Genomic DNA, 17,354 nt, shown 5'->3' with positions numbered 1-17,354 from the left:
GGTTATTAATTAAGCTTGACCTTTAACCGCTTTCAAGCCTGGGAACGGAGCAGGTGTACCTGCGCGTTCTAATGCTTCTTCGATACGGATTAATTGGTTGTATTTCGCAATACGGTCAGAACGGCTCATAGAACCGGTTTTGATTTGACCTGCTGCGGTACCCACGGCTAAGTCAGCAATAGTCGCATCTTCGGTTTCACCTGAACGGTGAGAGATCACAGCAGTGTAACCAGCATCTTTCGCCATTTTAATCGCAGCCAAGGTTTCGGTTAAAGAACCGATTTGGTTGAATTTGATTAAGATGGAGTTTGCGATACCTTTTTCGATACCTTCTTTTAAAATTTTAGTGTTAGTTACGAATAAGTCGTCGCCCACTAATTGAACGCGGTCGCCTAACACTTTAGTTTGATATGCAAAACCTTCCCAGTCTGATTCATCTTGACCGTCTTCGATAGACACGATTGGGTATTGTTTGGTTAATTCTTCAAGATAGTGTGTGAACTCTTGAGAAGTGAATGAACGGCCTTCGCCTTTCATTTCATATTTGCCGGTTTCTTTGTTGTAGAACTCAGAAGATGCGCAGTCCATTGCTAAAGTCACGTCTTTACCTAATACATAACCTGCTTTTTCTACCGCTTCTTTGATACAGGCTAACGCGTCTGCGTTAGAGGCTAAGTTAGGTGCGAAACCACCTTCATCACCAACTGCGGTGCTCATGCCTTTAGATTTTAATACTTTCGCTAAGTTGTGGAATACTTCCGCACCGATACGAAGTGCTTCACGTAAGGTTTTCGCACCAACCGGTTGAATCATGAATTCTTGGATATCAACGTTGTTGTCTGCGTGCTCACCACCGTTGATGATGTTCATCATTGGTAATGGCATAGCGTAAACGCCTGGTGTGCCGTTAAGTTCAGCGATGTAAGCGTAAAGTGGTAAACCTTTAGACGCTGCGGCTGCTTTTGCGTTTGCTAAGGATACCGCTAAGATGGCGTTTGCACCGAAGTTAGATTTGTTGTCAGTGCCATCTAAATCGATCATGATTTGGTCGATTTCAGCTTGGTTAGACGCATCTTTACCAAGAATTGCTTCGGCAATTGGTCCGTTTACTGCGGCAACCGCTTTTAATACGCCTTTACCTAAAAAACGGGATTTGTCGCCGTCACGTAATTCTAACGCTTCGCGAGAACCGGTAGATGCTCCTGATGGCGCTGCTGCAAGACCGACGAATCCGCCTTCTAAATGGACTTCGGCTTCCACTGTTGGGTTACCACGGGAGTCGATAATTTCACGACCAATGACTTTAACGATTTTTGCCATTTTATTTTCCTCATTAAGTTAATTAAAACGGGTTAGTTTGCTCTAAAAATGTCGGTATCATAAAGCTATTTTGTTCCTTTGTCTTGCAAAAACTACAGACAATTTGATTTTGCTCTATGTTTTACTGCGTCTGAAGTGCGGTTCAATTTTAAGATGAATTTTTCGAGATGGTGCGCCATAAATTTGAACGAAAATAGCCCGTTATTCGACAAAATATTGCTGTAAATTTTTCACCGCACGTTGCCAGTCTTGCGCTTTGGTTACAGCAGAAATCACGGCAATGCTACCGACTCCTGTGGCCAAAATATCGGGGAAATGTGAGGCACTAATACCGCCGATTGCGACAGTCGGCATTTTACCTAAGTTTTTTACCTGTGCAGCTAAATTGGTAATACCTTGAGGGGCGGAAGGCATGTCTTTCGTTTGCGTCGGGAAAATATGCCCGAGGGCAACATAGGAAGGGCGCAACGGTAACACCAGATCGACTTCTTCTTGATTGTGGGTGGAAACACCGAGACGCAGTCCTGCTTGTTGGATGGCGTTTAAATCCGCTGTGAGCAAATCCTCCTGCCCAAGATGGACGCCATAAGCCTGATATTTAATCGCTAACGACCAAAAATCATCTACAAATAACCGCACTTGATGTTGTTTGGCTAAGGCAATGCAACGGGCGATTTCCTCTTCTGCTTGTTCCGGCGAGCGATCTTTAATGCGAATTTGCAAGGTTTTCACGCCGGCATGAATGAGCCGTTCAATCCATTCGTAACTGTCCACGATGACATACAATCCCAACTTAAATTCGGTGGGCGCAAAAGGCGCTTTAGGCGGGATGATTTCTGATAAATGAGACACAGCTTCCGACATGGCAATCTCCGGTAAGGTAAATAAAAGGTAGCTTGTGCGGAAGGTGTGATGAAATGCAAATTGCTAATAACTTGTTCCCTGCGCGGGGATTAATCCACAGGTTCCACGGATCTCGCGTTCATTGCGATCTCAGCCTTCCGGCACTCCGACAAGAGGGTTCTCAATATAGTGAAAGGCAAGAGGCAGAACAAGAGCAAAGGCCATTTTTTGTGAAGTGGATCACGGCGAGAAAATAAAAAAGTGCGGTCAAAAATCCAAGTGTTTTTCTGACCGCACTTTCATTTCAATTTTTCAGAAAGCCGTTAGTCGGATTTTTTCTGATTGGTTTTTGCCGCTTTCACAAAGCCTTCGAATAACGGGTGACCATCACGTGGCGTAGAGGTGAATTCCGGGTGGAATTGGCAAGCGACAAACCAAGGGTGGTTCGGCACTTCAATGATTTCCACCAGTTTCTTATCGGCGGATAAACCGGTCACTTTTAAGCCTGCTTTTTCGATTTGCGGAAGCAATACGTTATTGACTTCGTAACGGTGACGATGGCGTTCTTCAATGGTTTCAGCCCCGTATAATTGACGTGCTAAGCTGCCTTCAATTAAATGGCATTTTTGTGCGCCAAGACGCATGGTGCCACCTAAATCGGATTCATCACTGCGGACTTCCGTATTGCCTTCTGCATTTTGCCATTCGGTGATTAAACCTACCACCGGTTGAGGACAAGTGCGGTCGAATTCGGAAGAGTTTGCCTGGGTCATGCCGGCAACATTACGGGCGAATTCGATGAGCGCCACTTGCATCCCTAAGCAAATACCTAAATAGGGAATGTTGTTTTCGCGGGCATATTTGGCGGTGAGGATTTTGCCTTCCACACCACGATAGCCGAAGCCGCCTGGTACTAAAATACCGTCTAAGCCTTTTAAGATGTCGACGCCTTTGGTTTCTACATCTTGTGAGTCGATGTATTTAATATTTACGCTCAAGCGATTTTTCAAACCGGCGTGTTTTAAGGCTTCGTTTACGGATTTATACGCATCCGGCAATTCAGTGTATTTGCCCACCATACCAATGGTGACTTCGCCTGTCGGATTGGCTTGTTGATACAACACTTGTTCCCATTCGGACAAATCTGCTTCCGGGCAAGTTAGGTGGAAGCGATTGCAAATGAAATCGTCCAATCCTTGAGATTTTAAAAGTGCCGGGATTTGGTAAATAGAAGACACATCTTTCAGGGAAACCACCGCGCGTTCCGGTACGTTACAGAATAACGCAATTTTGGCGCGTTCATTTGGTGGAATCATGCGGTCGGAACGGCAAATCAGCACGTCCGGTTGAATCCCGATGGACAACAATTCTTTCACGGAATGTTGTGTTGGTTTGGTTTTGACTTCGCCGGCGGTCGGAATATAAGGAACAAGCGTTAAGTGCATGAAAATCGTGCGTTCACGTCCCACTTGTACGGCAAGTTGGCGCAAGGCTTCCAAGAATGGGAGGGATTCAATATCGCCCACTGTGCCACCTACTTCTACGATGGCCACATCATGCCCCGCTGCGCCATCAATCACGCGTGCTTTAATTTCGTTGGTAATGTGTGGAATCACTTGAATGGTCGCGCCTAAATAATCTCCGCGACGCTCTTTGCGTAACACTTCGGAATAGATTTTACCGGTCGTGAAGTTGTTACGTTTGGTCATTTTGGTACGAATAAAACGTTCGTAGTGACCTAAATCTAAATCGGTTTCCGCGCCGTCTTGGGTCACGAAAACTTCACCGTGCTGGGTCGGGCTCATGGTGCCCGGATCGACGTTGATATAAGGGTCGAGTTTCATGATCGTGACGTTCAAGCCACGCGCTTCTAAGATTGCCGCAAGGGACGCTGCTGCAATACCTTTACCAAGCGAAGAAACCACGCCGCCTGTGACGAAAATATAATTGGTAGCCATAAGAAACCTGTTTGTTGCTATTGGAATGAATGGAAAAATTAGAATAAAGATAATCTATCAAGACGGGAGCCTAGTTTACAACAAAGGTCCGATGAACTCAATCGCCGCGCTTGCGGATTTGACAGAAAGTGCGGTGGAAAAATATCACACTTTTTTTATGTTTTATTACGAAATTCGCTATTTTTGGTGTAAAATCCGCCGACTTTTTATAACAAAAGAGAAATTTATTATGTTTTCACGTAAAGATATTGTTGTTTTAGGTATGATGATTTTTGCCCTGTTTTTAGGTGCAGGAAACATCATTTTCCCACCTATGGAAGGCTACACTGCTGGGCAACATTGGGCAACAGCGGCATTAGGTTTTGTTGTGACCGGTGTGTTAATGCCATTTATCACCTTAGTGATTGTGTCTGTTTTAGGACGTGGCGAAGAACTTACTCGCGACCTACCAAAATGGGCGGAAATTTTATTTTTAGCCACCTTATATTTAGTGATTGGTTCTACGTTTGCGATGCCGCGAATTACCAACGTAGCCTATGAAATGGCGTTGGTGCCGTTAGAGATTGTCTCGGATACACCGGCAAATCACCTGATTTTTGCCGTAGTCTTTAACATTATTGCTATGTTATTCATGCTAAAACCAAACACCATTATTTCCAGCGTAGGCAAATTTATGACCCCGGCGTTATTGGTGTTATTGGTGGTGGTCACTGTGACAGTCTTTATGTCGCCATTGTCTGACATTGCCGCACCAAGCAAAAGTTATGCGGACAGCTCCGCGTTGACCACCGGTTTAATTAGCGGTTATCAAACCATGGATGTCTTAGCGGCAATTGCTTTCGGCGGCATTGTTGCACGTGCGTTAAGTGCGAAAAACGTCACTGAACCGCAAAAAATCATGCGTTACACCATTTCTGCGGGCTGCATTTCAGTGGTTTTATTAGCCGCACTTTATTTTTCCCTTTTCTATCTTGGTGCGACCAGTGACCAAGTGGCGCAAGGCGCTAGCAACGGCGGTCAAATTTTCTCTCGTTATGTAAACGTGTTATTTGGCAAAGAAGGTTCTTGGATTATGTCCGGTATCATCTTCTTGGCAAGTTTAACCACCTTAGTGGGCGTGACCAGTGCTTGTGCTTACTATTTCGCTAAATTCTCCAACCGCTTACCGTACGCCTTTTGGGTGGTGGTATTTACTATCATGACGACCATCATTTCCGAAAACGGCTTAACGAAATTATTACAAGTAACTATTCCTGCATTGTTATTAATTTATCCGGTGGCAATCATGTTGGTGGTATTGCAATTCGTCCGTGCTAAATTGCCACGTGTGAAATTAACCTATAACGCCACGATTGCGGTCACCGTGTGTTTTAGTCTGTGCGACAGCTTAAATAACGTGGGATTATTGTCTGACAGCGTGAAACAATTCCTTGGCAATTTCCCATTATATGATAATGGCTTGGCGTGGTTAATTCCGGCGTTAGGCGTGATGTTCTTGACCATGTTGGTTGGTAAACGTGCAAAATAGTTTTCAAAGACAACAAAAAACCACCTTTTCGGTGGTTTTTTGTTTGGGTTTAATAATAAGAATGTTCGCCGCGTTGGTGTTCCGTCACATCTTTTGCGCCTTTTAATTCATCCGGGAAGAGGCTGATTAATTGTTTTTCTACGCCGTCTTTCAAGGTGACATCCACCATGGAGCAACCGTTGCAACCGCCTCCGAATTGTAGAATCGCATAGCCGTCATCGGTGATTTCTAATAAGGTGATTTTACCGCCGTGACTTGCTAATTGAGGGTTGATTTGAGTTTGAATGACGTATTCCACGCGTTCGATTAACGGCGCGTCGTCTGCCACTTTGCGCATTTTAGCGTTTGGTGCTTTTAAGGTGAGTTGTGCGCCTAATTCTTCCGTGACATAGTCGATTTCTGCATCTTCCAAAAATGGCAGACTGATGTCATCCACAAAGGCAGAAAAGGTGTCGTATTTCATTTCGGTATCGCTTGCTTCCACCGAATTGGGTGGGCAGTAAGACACACCGCACTCGGCACTTGGCGTACCGGGATTGACAACGAAAATACGAATGTTAGTGCCTTCTTCTTGCTGATCTAATAAACGGCGGAAATGTGCTTGTGCTTCCGCTGAAATGGTAATTTGTTGCATAACGCTCCCACAATAAAACCTAATTAAATTTGTCGGATATGATACGCTTCATGCGGTTTTTTTTCCACCTTTTGGTGTAATAAAAAATACCGCTGCCTTATCATGCGTTTTATGTTCGCGCCAATCCCCACACTTGAATATGTGTAACATTCGCTTTGCGTAATAGCTTGGCGATTTCGTTTAACGTCGCGCCGGTGGTGATCACATCGTCTATTAAGGCAACGTGACGATAAGGAAAATCTCGGGCTTTAGCGGAAAGTTGAAACGCATTTTTGAGATTTTGTCGTCGATCTTTAGCACTAAGGCCTCGTTGAGTCGGTGTACGTTTGGCACGGATGATTAAGTCGTTTTTGGCGGGTATCTTAAGCCATGAGCTCAGTTGGTGCGCCAATAAATCTGCTTGGTTATATCCCCGTTGCCATTGTCGAACATGATGTAACGGCACGGGCAGGATCACCTCAGGCAAAGGCAATTGATGATTTCGTCGAGCTTCGCGGATGGCCAAATACAACAGGCGTGCTAAAGTGCGGTCGAGTTGAAATTGTTTTTGAAATTTAAAGCGATGAATCAGCGTGGAAAGCGGTTCGTTGTAACGACCTATAATCACCATGCGATCCCACGCCGGTTCCTGCTGTAAACAGTTGCCACAATGCAAGGCATTTTCCATCAGCTCTGAGCCACAGCAACCGCAATAAGGAAAACGCCGAATCGTTCGATTACAACGGCTACATAAGCCATGTTTGGCTAGTTTAAGAGGCGCATGGCAATGCACGCAGCTGGATCGAAAAACGTTCATAAAAGCGACCGCACTTGATTAAGAAAACCGGCACATCATAAAGTGCGGTGCTTTTTTTCGTTGTTTTTTTGCCCGATTTTAGGATCTGCCTCGCAAAAATGCTAAAATCAGGCAACATTTCTGCCAGACACTGAATTTAATAGAAGAGAAAAAACATGAGCATTCCGAATTATCGAGACCAAATCAAAGTGGTCTTTTTTGATATCGATGACACGTTGTTTATGAAACAACGTGATTTTCTGCCGGCAACGGTGCCTGTGTTTATGCGTAAATTGAAAGAAAACGGCATTATTCCTGCCATTGCCACAGGGCGTACTCGTTGTGCTTTCCCGCATAAATTAAATCAGGTGATTGAGCAGGAAGGCATTGATTTATTTGTGACCATGAACGGGCAGATGGCAAGTTATCGTGGGCAAGTGATTGAGAAACATGTGATTCCAACGGAAAAAATTCGCCGTTTGGTGCATTTTTTTGAGCAACATAATATGCCTTATGCGTTTGTCGCGGATCATACGGTGGCAGTTTCAGAGCGGAATTCAGTGGTGCAGTTCGCGATGGATCCGATCTTGAAAGATTATATTGTGGATAAAACCTTTTTTGAAACAAATGATATTGGCCAAGTTCTGCCGTTTTATCGCGCAGAGCATGATGAATTGGTGCAAAATTCAGGCGTATTAGATGGCTTGCGCGTGGTGCGTTGGCATGAAGATTCTGTGGATTTATTCGATGCAGAAGGTTCAAAGGCTCGCGGTATTCAAGCGGTGGTCAAACACTTGGGACTACAAATGGACAATGTCATGGCGTTCGGCGATCAGTTAAACGATTTGGAAATGTTAAGCACCGTGGGCGTAGGTGTGGCGATGGGCAATGGCAATGAAAAACTCAAAGCGATTGCCGATCATGTGGCGGAACCGCTTGATCAAGACGGCATTTATCGATTCCTTATCAAAGCCGGATTAATTAACGAATAAAAAATAACGCGCTGAAAAGCGCGTTTTTTATATCTTTAGTCAATCGCATAACCTTGCGGTGGTAAGCGGTTGCCGTCTAAATAGGCATGATTGTCGATTAACCTGAGTCTTCCCTCAGCAAACCATTTTATTGCCAACGGATAAAAACGAATTTCTTGTTCTTTGACCCGTTGCTCAATATCTGCAATATCATCTTCGGCAAAAATAGGCACTTTGGCTTGTAACACAATGGCGCCGCCATCAACTTCTTCATTGACAAAATGAATGGTCATGCCGTGTTCCGTCTCACCGGCTTCGATTGCCCGTTGGTAGGTATGCAGCCCAGGATATTTGGGCAATAAAGAAGGGTGAATGTTGAGAATTTTTCCCGCAAAGCGTTGGGTAAATTCCGCCGTGAGGATTTTCATGTAGCCGGCCAGCACGATTAAATCCGCGCCGAGATTGTCGATTTCATCGGCGATATGGCGATCCATGGCGAGGTTGTCGGCATAATCGCTACGTAAAAAAGTGCGGTGAAAAATACCCGCACTTTTTGCCCGTTGCAGTCCAAAGGCATCCGCTCGATTGCTGAATACGCCAACGACTTCACCGTCAATATAGCGCGATTCACAAGCATCAATAATCGCCTGTAAATTCGCACCATAACCGGAAATAAGAACAACGATTTTTTTCATTAACGAATAACAACTTGCGGTTCGTTTTCATCAGCGAGATGTTGAATATCCCCGACGACCCAAGCGTTTTCACCAGCCTGTTGTAGCAGACCTAGTGCGGTTTCCACGTCTTCTTGCGGCAATGCAATCACCATACCCACGCCACAGTTAAACGTGCGATACATTTCGTAGTCGGTGATATTGCCTTGTTGTTGCAACCAATCAAACACCGCAGGCCATTGCCAGCTGTTTTCATTGATCACCGCTTTGACGCTGTTTGGTAACACGCGCGGGATATTTTCCCAGAAACCACCACCGGTTAAGTGAGCGATAGCGTGAACATTTACGTGTTTGATTAATTGCAGAATGGATTTCACATAGATTTTTGTCGGTGCCAGTACATGGTCGGCTAATGGACTGCCCTCTAACTGTGCTTCAGCTGGATTCACACCGGCAACATCAATCACTTTGCGAATTAAAGAATAGCCGTTAGAGTGTGGGCCACTAGAAGCGAGGGCGATTAACGCATCGCCAACTTTGACTTGACTGCCATCAATGATTTCCGATTTTTCCACCACGCCGACGCAGAAACCGGCAAGGTCGTAATCGCCTTCGTGGTACATGCCCGGCATTTCAGCCGTTTCGCCGCCCACTAAAGCACAGCCGGATTGTTCACAACCATTTGCAATGCCTTTAATGACGTTGGCGGCAACATCTACATCCAATTTGCCTGTGGCATAATAATCCAGGAAGAATAACGGTTCGGCACCTTGTACCACCAAATCGTTTACGCACATTGCCACCAAATCGATACCGATACTGTCGTGACGATTTAAATCAATGGCTAAACGCAATTTTGTGCCGACACCGTCAGTACCTGATACCAAAATCGGCTCTTTATATTTAGACGGAATGGCACAAAGTGCGCCGAAACCGCCTAAACCGCCCATCACTTCAGGACGAGTGGTGCGTTTCACTTCTGGTTTAATGCGTTCAACTAATTCATTACCTGCATGAATATCCACGCCGGCATCTTTATAACTTAAGGATTGTGTACTCACGATGGCTTCCCGTTAATGATGACTAAATTAATTAGGGCGCCATTGTACACGCTTACGCAAACGTTTGCGATACGTGTAAAGAATTTTTCTCCGAAAGCCGGCTTTCAATTAGCTATTGAATAAGAATTGTGCCAAAATGAAAGGCATAGGAATAGTGCCCTTTGGCGTGAATAAGGAGTCTAATATGAAAAAAACGTTTGTATTTTTAACCGCACTTTTATTGGCTGCTTGCTCTTCCTCGCCTTCAACCAAGCCGGCGTTAAATTCACAAGTCAATGCGAAAGCGCAGGGCGATGTGCCGCTTGTTCCGCCAAAAGAAACGAAAAACGGCTTTTTACAACTTGTGCCGGGTATTTTTTATTATGTGGACACCAATTCCGTTTGGGTGGATAACAAGGACAAACGCCTGATTCATTTTGATGTGGTGATTAACTTGGACAAAGGGTTATATGTATTCAAAGATCATCCGACGCTTTATGCCAAATCCATGCGCCAATATAAAATTTTAAATTGTGAGAGTCACTATTTCACCCACGTGCGCAGCGATTTCTACGCTGATTTTTGGGGTGACGGTATTCGCACCGCGCCGAAACGCCAATCTCAACATACTATCGCGTTACAGCCACAATCTTCCCTTTATACGTTAGGGCAAGTGATGTGTGCGAACATGTACCGTCGGAAATAAGAAAAGAAAAAGTGCGGTGGATTTTGACCGCACTTTCTGTCATCGAGATAACAAAAAAGCCATTTAGCGTTCACTAAATGGCTTTTGTTTTTTTATGTTTTATTGTTTTGCTACAATTTTGCCGTCAACATAATCCACGCTAATCGGTTTTTCCGGTAATAAACTACCGGAAAGGATTTGTTGCGCTAACGGGTTCTCAATTTCTTGCTGAATCGCACGTTTTAACGGACGCGCGCCGTAAATCGGGTCATAGCCGATTTCGCTAATGAAATTGAGGGTGGCATCCGTAAAGTGCAACACATAGCCACGGCTTTCCATGCGGTTGATTAAGCGTTTTAACTGAATTTCCGCAATGGCGCGAATGTTGTCTTTATTCAACGGATGGAACACCACGGTTTCGTCAATTCGGTTAATAAATTCCGGACGGAAATGTTGGCTCACCACAGACATCACTAACGTCTTCATGTCGTCGTAGCTTTCTTCTTGGTTGCCTTGAATCAAATCGGAACCCAAGTTAGACGTCATGATTACCACCGTATTGCGGAAATCCACGGTTCTGCCTTGTCCGTCGGTTAAACGGCCGTCATCCAACACTTGCAACAAGATGTTGAACACATCGTGGTGCGCTTTTTCCACTTCGTCGAGCAAAATCACAGAATACGGGCGACGACGTACGGCTTCGGTTAAATAGCCGCCTTCTTCATAGCCCACATAACCCGGAGGTGCGCCGACCAAGCGGGACACGCTGTGTTTTTCCATGAATTCGGACATATCAATACGCACCATGGCATCTTCGCTGTCGAATAAGAATTTCGCCAAGGTTTTACACAATTCGGTTTTACCCACACCGGTTGGCCCTAAGAACAAGAAGGAACCAATTGGGCGATTTGGATCGGAAAGACCGGCACGACTACGACGAATGGCGTTCGCCACGGCATCCACGGCTTCGTTTTGCCCGATAACGCGTTTGTGCAATTCTTCTTCCATGCGCAAGAGTTTTTCTTTTTCACCTTCCATCATTTTGGAGACCGGAATGCCGGTGGCGCGGGAAAGCACTTCAGCAATTTCCTCGTCGGTAACACGATAGCGTAATAGGCTCATTTCTTTGCCTTCCGCACCTTCTGCTGCCGCTAATTGTTTTTCCAATTCCGGAATTTTACCGTATTGCAATTCGGACATTTTGCTCAAATCACCAGCACGACGGGCTTGTTCCATTTGGGTACGGGCGTTTTCCAATTCAGCTTTAATGTGTTGGGTGCCCGAAAGCGCGGCTTTTTCAGATTTCCACACTTCTTCTAATTCAGCGTATTCCCGTTCTTTTTCCGATAATTCTTTTTCTAACATCTCCAAGCGTTTGCGGCTGGCATCGTCATCTTCTTTTTGTAACGCCTGTTGTTCCAATTTGAGTTGGATAATACGGCGATCCAAGCGATCCAACGGCTGTGGTTTGGAGTCGATTTCCATCCGAATGCTGGATGCGGCTTCGTCGATCAAGTCGATGGCTTTATCCGGTAACTGGCGATCGGAAATGTAACGATGGGACAATGTTGCCGCTGCCACAATAGCCGGGTCGGTAATTTGCACGTGGTGATGGATTTCATAACGTTCTTTTAAGCCACGCAAAATAGCAATGGTATCTTCCACGCTTGGTTCGCCCACAAACACTTTTTGGAAACGACGTTCAAGAGCCGCGTCTTTTTCAATGTATTGGCGATATTCGTCTAACGTAGTCGCGCCTACACAATGCAATTCACCGCGTGCCAAACTTGGTTTTAACAAGTTGCCCGCATCCATGGCACCATCGGTTTTACCCGCACCCACCATGGTGTGAATTTCATCAATAAATAAAATGACACGGCCTTCTTCCTGCGCCAATTCTTTCAAAACGGCTTTCAAGCGTTCTTCAAATTCACCGCGATATTTTGCGCCGGCGATTAACGCGCCCATATCAAGTGAAAGTACGCGTTTATTTTTTAAACCTTCCGGCACTTCGCCGTTCACAATACGTTGTGCCAACCCTTCCACAATGGCGGTTTTACCCACGCCAGGTTCACCGATAAGTACCGGGTTATTTTTAGTACGGCGTTGCAACACTTGGATGGTGCGACGGATTTCTTCATCACGCCCAATCACCGGATCCAATTTGCCGCTTTCCGCGCGGGCAGTTAAGTCGATAGTATATTTTTCTAAGGCTTGGCGGCTTTCTTCCGCATTTTGGTCATTCACGTTTTGTCCTCCACGAATATGATCGATGGCTTGTAAAATTTGGTCTTTTTTCGCACCGCACTTTTTCAGTATTTCGCTGACGGCGCCTTTTTCTTCTAAGGCGGCAAGTAAAAAGAGTTCGGAGGAAATAAATTTATCCTGCCGTTGTTGCGCCAATTTATCGCATAAATTCAAAAGGTTAAGCAACTGACGGGAAAGTTGTACATCACCGCCATTGCCGGACACTTGCGGAAGTTTGGCAAGTTCGTTGTTGAGTTCGTTGCGCAACGCGGCAACATTCACACCGCTTGCGGTTAGAATCGGTGCCACCGAACCGTCTTGTTGATTTAACAAGGCACTCAATAAATGCACCGGTTCAATAAATTGATTATCCTTGCCAATCGCTAAAGATTGCGCTTCAGCAATGGCTTGTTGGAATTTGGTCGTAAATTTTTCAATATTCATAAGTATTTCCTTCTTCGTTCCATGGATGTTCTGTTGAACATTTGTTCGCCAAATTTAAATAAGATCGTTTTGAGGGATTTCAAGAGAAAAAATGAAAAAATTTAGTCTTGCCGATTAATTAGTAGAAACTTGATTGGCGTGATTTATTTAAAAAACACACCGCACTTTGGTGATTGATGGAGAATCCCTTTGGAGCAGGGCGGGGTCTTTCGACATATAAAAGAATGGCAATCAAATACCACCCAGAGTTTCAATCCCTTTGGAGCAGGGTGAGGTCTTTCGACAGGTTTAAATCGTATTTTAGCGCCCATTAAACGCATTTCAATCCCTTTGGAGCAGGGCGGGGCTTTCGACAAATGAACGAAATTAATATCAATATCCCATATTCGTTTCAATCCCTTTGGAACAGGGCGGTGTCTTTCGACTGCAAATGCTTGATAGCCGGCAAAGCGGTGATAAGTCTTAATCCCTTTCGAACAGGGCGGTGTCTTTCGACACAATAATGGATAAGGTTTATTTAGCACTTTACAAGTCTTAATCCCTTTGGAACAGGGCAAGGTCTTTCGACTGATTTCTGAAATCGAAGCGAAATTAAAGGAGAAGTCTTAATCCCTTTGGAACAGGGCAAGGTCTTTCGACGGTGAACCTGCTAGACTCGAGAAGCTTGAGTAGTCTTAATCCCTTTGGAACAGGGCAAGGTCTTTCGACTGCGGGGGTGGTTTAGTGCCTTGATGGATAAGGCTTGGGAGGATCGGTTCCCAATTTTTTCCCTCACGCGAAAAGTAGGGTATGAATTTGATTAAATGTTGAACGTTTTTACTCATTTTCTTTTTAATCTTTGTTCAAAGTGCGGTGATAAAAAACGACGTTTTTTATATGACTTTTGTTCGCTATTTTACCTCAGTTTCTCCACATTTTCACCTCTGTTATAACGTTAAACTGATGGGTAATGCTGTCCAAATAATGCCTTGGGGCAGGCTCGCTTTTCCTAAGCGCCATTGAGAGCACTTATGGGGTAAGGGGTAAATTCGGAGATCATCTTCTTTTTTATGGAAAATCTGCATAACCTCCGTTAAGCATTGTGTTAACAATTTTTCTGAACCTTCAAATAAGAAAATACTGTATTGAATTGGGGTGGCATATTTGGTCATGCGGCGATGAATACGCTGGAGACGTTTGGGGTCGGCAATGTCGTAACCAATAAGGTATTGCATTATTGTTCCCTCCTAAAATTGGAAAATCACGTCTTGTAGCATGGTTTGTTGATTAAAATAATAGCGTCCTAACAGACCTTGCCATTGTCGTTCGTTAATGCCGGAAAAGGTTTGCCATTCACTTTCACGGCGTTGTGGTGAGCTGATAAAATCAGCTTGTTTAATGAGATTAACAATGTCTAAACTGTTCTCTGTGAGCATTTTGCGCCAATTTCCGACCGCACTTTCATAGCTTTTATAAAATTCTACACGCCCTGCTTTCCCTAAAAAGCAGCCCTCTTGTGTTGTAGAGAAAGACTCTTCGCGTAAAATGTTTTGGCGAAATAAGCCTAAACACCAGTTATCAATTAAAGGACGTAACGGTTCAATGAGATCACAGGCGAGGGATTCTCGACCAAAATCAAGGGCGTGATAAAAGCCGATATATGGATCAAGCCCTGCGCCATAGGCTGCGAGTACGGCTTCTGAATGGATGAGTGTGTAGGTGAGGGATAAGCCGGCATTGAACGGATCCCGTGGTGGACGGCGGTTTCTGCCTTGAAAGCGTAATGCCGGAGGAAGATAAAGACTTAATGCGGTGAAATAAACGGAGGCGGCTCTGCCTTCAATACCACGCAATGAGGCGAGGGTTGTCTGTTCATTGATTTTGCCAATCAGTTGATCCAATTCGCCGGCTTTTTCTGCCAATTGGCTTTTTTTATCCGCGCGAGCATTACTTGCCTGCCAAAGCCAATTTTTTTGTGTGACTAATTTGAGTTGCATGAGTTTTTTCGCAAACGCTAAACAGAAAGATTCATTTTTTGCCAGTTCATATTGGTTTAAACGACGGGTGGCATCATTGTGCGGTTGAGCCAAAAAGAGTGTGGGGGTATTTTTTCTGCCGGAAAGAAAAATAATGCCAATGCCCTTTTCTCCCAATTTTGCCAACAATGAGGCTTGTACGGTGACATAGCTTTTTAAATAAATGCGTTCTATTGGCGCAAGGGGAATGGTGCCGACGCGTTCACCATTTTCATAACACACTAAGGCTTCGCCATTTAATTTGATTTCGGTGCCTTTTCTATCAATATATAAGCTCGACATAATGCCTCCTAAACGAGTAAAAATGGGGAATTTGATTGCAATGTAGCTTTGCCGAATAGCAAAGGTTCGATGTTATTTGGAATTCTAAAAATAAATACACGATCGTCAGAGGCGTCAATTAATGCATTTACGTCTTGTTGGAATGCGATCATTTCATGTTCTGTTAGCCAACATTCATAGAAAGATTTTTGTCCGCCAATGGCATAGGCCTCGACGTGTTTATGCATTTGATAAAGTCGATGAGAATCAGCAATATCATAGGCGATCAGGTAGCGACTCCGACGAGTATCCATAACCCTTCTCCGATTTTAGAATGGAATAATATGCTTACAGCAATTTGGGCAAGCCTGAAATCCAAGCATTTCTAATAGGTTTTCCGAAATATTAAACCCTTCTTTTTCAAAGTGCTGAAAATGAAATGCGAGAATACGGGCGCAGATTCTTCTTTTTTGTTCATATACTTTCTGCATAGATTCACGTTCCGTCTCAGAAAGTTCAGAATCATCTTTAGTACTCAACCATGAGCGACGGGACAATAAGCCTGAAATCTGTTCTTTTTTAATGAAATTCTTAAAAATATCAATGAGTTCATTGATTTCATCAATAAGCTGTTCAACAGTGATGTTTACGCACTCTACACCGCTATTTTCACGGATTTCCGGTAAAATGTGATTTTCTAGCAATTCATCAAGCTCTTCGCTTAAGTTAAATTTCTCTTTTAACTTACGTGCGAAAACTTTCGGTTCAATAAGACCGGCTTTATTACCATAACGATCCTTATTATCAATAAAAAATTGACGATATTCCTTGCATAGAGAAGGCTCAAGAGAATATGGAATTCTGATGTTATTGAATTCTTTTGTTAAATTCGGGCAATGACGATCCGCATGATATGCAGGCACACTAAGTTTATACACCCAGTTATTTTCTTTGTGTTTGATTTGTTTAAAAATCACATTCTTATTAATATTAGAAATATTGCGGAATAAATGATCGCTGATGATGAGCATTTCACGCTCATTTTTTGCAAAATAGCTAAGATCAAGATCAAATAGATCGAGTTTGTAACTTGAGAAAAAGCCTGTTTTTTCAATAGTAGGAATATCAATATCTAACTTACAGATAATGTTTTTATAATAATTATGTTTAGTGATATAGAACATTTTTATTTATACCTTTCGTGTTTCAATGATTGATTAAATAATAAATTATCTTGAGTGTTAAATATTGAAATACAAATTTGCACTCAAGCTAATGCTTAATACAAACCTTCTCCAGTATCGTACGAAAACGAGTTGAAAACTCATTGTGAGTTGATGATGTTGAGTTATATAAATAATAGGTTTTAATGTCGTAACCAAACCCTTCAGGTGCCGGTGAAGACAGTTCCTCATCATCAATATAACGACCATATTTAGTATTTAATTTCTTGCGTAAAGCTTCTAAATTATGAATCCATTTTTTACCATTTTTAATGAAATAACGTCCGTTATAAGCACGTTCGTCTCTTACTTCAACAAAACCTGCAGCAATAGCGTTAATTTCACTTTCAGCATAGGAAGGATTAAATATTACTTGTGTTGCTTTATGATGCATTCTTAAGTTCAACATATTTCCTCCTTACTTATTCTTTATGAATACATCATAAATGAGAAAATAATGTAAAAAATAAAATGCAAATTTGTATATAAAAGAGATTAAGCGGTGATTTTATTTAGATGGGATTATTTATTTTGAATTGAGGGTTGAGAATAGATAAGAAAAATTTGTATTTTGAAAATACACATTTTAAAAAATGCTAAAAGTGCGGTTAATTTTAGATATGTTTTTAATCTCTTTGAAACGGGAAGGGTTCTTTCGATGTATGGATTGAGTTTTATACCATTCATCTAAAAAAGCTAATATAAATTCCATGTTTCCTCCTGCTTTGTTTATCCT

16 protein-coding genes and 1 riboswitch are annotated in these 17,354 nt (G+C 43.3%); of the genes, 3 read left to right on the top strand and 13 right to left on the bottom strand.

Features of this window, described 5'->3' with window-relative positions:
- Positions 1 to 9: 9 nt before the first annotated feature.
- The 3 genes from eno to pyrG all read right to left on the bottom strand — a co-directional run bounded on the left by eno (position 10) and on the right by pyrG (position 4,121).
- Positions 10 to 1,320 (bottom strand): phosphopyruvate hydratase, encoded by a 1,311-nt coding sequence (gene eno / locus HMPREF9064_RS00945; protein ID WP_006719580.1) that lies wholly within the window; start codon positions 1,318 to 1,320, stop codon positions 10 to 12.
- Between the two features lie 201 nt (positions 1,321 to 1,521).
- The gene (thiE, locus tag HMPREF9064_RS00950; protein ID WP_006719579.1) at positions 1,522 to 2,184 is read right to left on the bottom strand and encodes a thiamine phosphate synthase; all 663 of its coding nucleotides are present in this window, start codon (positions 2,182 to 2,184) and stop codon (positions 1,522 to 1,524) included.
- Between the two features lie 58 nt (positions 2,185 to 2,242).
- Positions 2,243 to 2,342: riboswitch (TPP riboswitch) on the bottom strand.
- Between the two features lie 144 nt (positions 2,343 to 2,486).
- Positions 2,487 to 4,121 (bottom strand): glutamine hydrolyzing CTP synthase, encoded by a 1,635-nt coding sequence (pyrG, locus tag HMPREF9064_RS00955; protein ID WP_006719578.1) that lies wholly within the window; start codon positions 4,119 to 4,121, stop codon positions 2,487 to 2,489.
- A 25-nt stretch (positions 4,122 to 4,146) separates the two neighbouring features.
- On the opposite strand from pyrG, the gene brnQ reads away from it, so the two are divergent.
- Positions 4,147 to 5,649 (top strand): branched-chain amino acid transport system II carrier protein, encoded by a 1,503-nt coding sequence (gene brnQ / locus HMPREF9064_RS00960; RefSeq protein WP_006719577.1) that lies wholly within the window; start codon positions 4,147 to 4,149, stop codon positions 5,647 to 5,649.
- 49 nt (positions 5,650 to 5,698) lie between these two features.
- Here brnQ and nfuA read toward each other — a convergent pair whose 3' ends face one another.
- A complete protein-coding gene (gene nfuA / locus HMPREF9064_RS00965; RefSeq protein WP_006719576.1) occupies positions 5,699 to 6,283 on the bottom strand; it encodes a Fe-S biogenesis protein NfuA in 585 nt (194 codons plus the stop codon).
- Between the two features lie 109 nt (positions 6,284 to 6,392).
- On the bottom strand, positions 6,393 to 7,079 hold the full coding sequence (locus HMPREF9064_RS00970) for a phosphoribosyltransferase family protein (protein ID WP_032998016.1): 687 nt from the start codon (positions 7,077 to 7,079) through the stop codon (positions 6,393 to 6,395).
- A gap of 155 nt (positions 7,080 to 7,234) precedes the next feature.
- On the opposite strand from HMPREF9064_RS00970, the gene HMPREF9064_RS00975 reads away from it, so the two are divergent.
- Positions 7,235 to 8,050: a Cof-type HAD-IIB family hydrolase gene (locus tag HMPREF9064_RS00975; RefSeq protein ID WP_006719573.1), complete on the top strand. Its 816-nt coding sequence runs from the start codon at positions 7,235 to 7,237 to the stop codon at positions 8,048 to 8,050.
- A 35-nt stretch (positions 8,051 to 8,085) separates the two neighbouring features.
- On the opposite strand, the gene purN is transcribed toward HMPREF9064_RS00975, so the two are convergent.
- Both purN and purM read right to left on the bottom strand, forming a co-directional pair.
- Positions 8,086 to 8,724: a phosphoribosylglycinamide formyltransferase gene (gene purN / locus HMPREF9064_RS00980; RefSeq protein ID WP_006719572.1), complete on the bottom strand. Its 639-nt coding sequence runs from the start codon at positions 8,722 to 8,724 to the stop codon at positions 8,086 to 8,088.
- A complete protein-coding gene (purM, locus tag HMPREF9064_RS00985; RefSeq protein WP_006719571.1) occupies positions 8,724 to 9,764 on the bottom strand; it encodes a phosphoribosylformylglycinamidine cyclo-ligase in 1,041 nt (346 codons plus the stop codon). Before purM ends, purN begins: the two co-directional genes overlap by 1 nt.
- A 184-nt stretch (positions 9,765 to 9,948) precedes the next feature.
- Here purM and HMPREF9064_RS00990 point away from each other — a divergent pair, with 184 nt between their 5' ends.
- On the top strand, positions 9,949 to 10,449 hold the full coding sequence (locus HMPREF9064_RS00990; RefSeq protein WP_032998013.1) for a surface-adhesin E family protein: 501 nt from the start codon (positions 9,949 to 9,951) through the stop codon (positions 10,447 to 10,449).
- A gap of 99 nt (positions 10,450 to 10,548) precedes the next feature.
- On the opposite strand, the gene clpB is transcribed toward HMPREF9064_RS00990, so the two are convergent.
- The 6 genes from clpB to HMPREF9064_RS01020 all read right to left on the bottom strand — a co-directional run bounded on the left by clpB (position 10,549) and on the right by HMPREF9064_RS01020 (position 17,027).
- Entirely contained in the window at positions 10,549 to 13,119 is a 2,571-nt protein-coding gene (gene clpB, locus HMPREF9064_RS00995; RefSeq protein WP_006719569.1) for an ATP-dependent chaperone ClpB, read from the bottom strand.
- Between the two features lie 926 nt (positions 13,120 to 14,045).
- On the bottom strand, positions 14,046 to 14,333 hold the full coding sequence (gene cas2 / locus HMPREF9064_RS01000) for a CRISPR-associated endonuclease Cas2 (protein ID WP_006719568.1): 288 nt from the start codon (positions 14,331 to 14,333) through the stop codon (positions 14,046 to 14,048).
- 12 nt (positions 14,334 to 14,345) lie between these two features.
- Complete coding sequence (gene cas1 / locus HMPREF9064_RS01005; RefSeq protein WP_006719567.1) at positions 14,346 to 15,416, bottom strand: CRISPR-associated endonuclease Cas1; 1,071 nt, start codon at positions 15,414 to 15,416, stop codon at positions 14,346 to 14,348.
- Between the two features lie 8 nt (positions 15,417 to 15,424).
- Positions 15,425 to 15,709, bottom strand: coding sequence for a CRISPR-associated endonuclease Cas2 (gene cas2, locus HMPREF9064_RS01010; RefSeq protein ID WP_006719566.1), 285 nt, complete (start codon positions 15,707 to 15,709; stop codon positions 15,425 to 15,427).
- A gap of 15 nt (positions 15,710 to 15,724) precedes the next feature.
- The gene (locus HMPREF9064_RS01015) at positions 15,725 to 16,579 is read right to left on the bottom strand and encodes a hypothetical protein (protein WP_006719565.1); all 855 of its coding nucleotides are present in this window, start codon (positions 16,577 to 16,579) and stop codon (positions 15,725 to 15,727) included.
- Between the two features lie 88 nt (positions 16,580 to 16,667).
- Positions 16,668 to 17,027, bottom strand: a complete 360-nt coding sequence (locus HMPREF9064_RS01020; protein WP_006719564.1) for a hypothetical protein — start codon at positions 17,025 to 17,027, stop codon at positions 16,668 to 16,670.
- Positions 17,028 to 17,354 lie beyond the last annotated feature (327 nt).

The organism is Aggregatibacter segnis ATCC 33393, assembly GCF_000185305.1.
Classification (GTDB): Bacteria; Pseudomonadota; Gammaproteobacteria; order Enterobacterales; family Pasteurellaceae; genus Aggregatibacter; species Aggregatibacter segnis.
This window is presented reverse-complemented; position numbering and strand designations above follow the sequence as displayed.

Bases quoted from the DNA above. Each gene is read 5' to 3' on its own strand.
- brnQ (WP_006719577.1), top strand. From the start codon at position 4,147: ATGAATGGAAAAATTAGAATAAAGATAATCTATCAAGACGGGAGCCTA.
- cas2 (WP_006719566.1), bottom strand. From the start codon at position 15,709: ATGGATACTCGTCGGAGTCGCTACCTGATCGCCTATGATATTGCTGAT.
- cas1 (WP_006719567.1), bottom strand. From the start codon at position 15,416: ATGTCGAGCTTATATATTGATAGAAAAGGCACCGAAATCAAATTAAAT.
- HMPREF9064_RS00990 (WP_032998013.1), top strand. From the start codon at position 9,949: ATGAAAAAAACGTTTGTATTTTTAACCGCACTTTTATTGGCTGCTTGC.
- nfuA (WP_006719576.1), bottom strand. From the start codon at position 6,283: ATGCAACAAATTACCATTTCAGCGGAAGCACAAGCACATTTCCGCCGT.
- HMPREF9064_RS00970 (WP_032998016.1), bottom strand. From the start codon at position 7,079: ATGAACGTTTTTCGATCCAGCTGCGTGCATTGCCATGCGCCTCTTAAA.
- cas2 (WP_006719568.1), bottom strand. From the start codon at position 14,333: ATGCAATACCTTATTGGTTACGACATTGCCGACCCCAAACGTCTCCAG.
- pyrG (WP_006719578.1), bottom strand. From the start codon at position 4,121: ATGGCTACCAATTATATTTTCGTCACAGGCGGCGTGGTTTCTTCGCTT.
- purN (WP_006719572.1), bottom strand. From the start codon at position 8,724: ATGAAAAAAATCGTTGTTCTTATTTCCGGTTATGGTGCGAATTTACAG.
- thiE (WP_006719579.1), bottom strand. From the start codon at position 2,184: ATGTCGGAAGCTGTGTCTCATTTATCAGAAATCATCCCGCCTAAAGCG.
- clpB (WP_006719569.1), bottom strand. From the start codon at position 13,119: ATGAATATTGAAAAATTTACGACCAAATTCCAACAAGCCATTGCTGAA.
- HMPREF9064_RS00975 (WP_006719573.1), top strand. From the start codon at position 7,235: ATGAGCATTCCGAATTATCGAGACCAAATCAAAGTGGTCTTTTTTGAT.
- HMPREF9064_RS01020 (WP_006719564.1), bottom strand. From the start codon at position 17,027: ATGTTGAACTTAAGAATGCATCATAAAGCAACACAAGTAATATTTAAT.
- HMPREF9064_RS01015 (WP_006719565.1), bottom strand. From the start codon at position 16,579: ATGTTCTATATCACTAAACATAATTATTATAAAAACATTATCTGTAAG.
- eno (WP_006719580.1), bottom strand. From the start codon at position 1,320: ATGGCAAAAATCGTTAAAGTCATTGGTCGTGAAATTATCGACTCCCGT.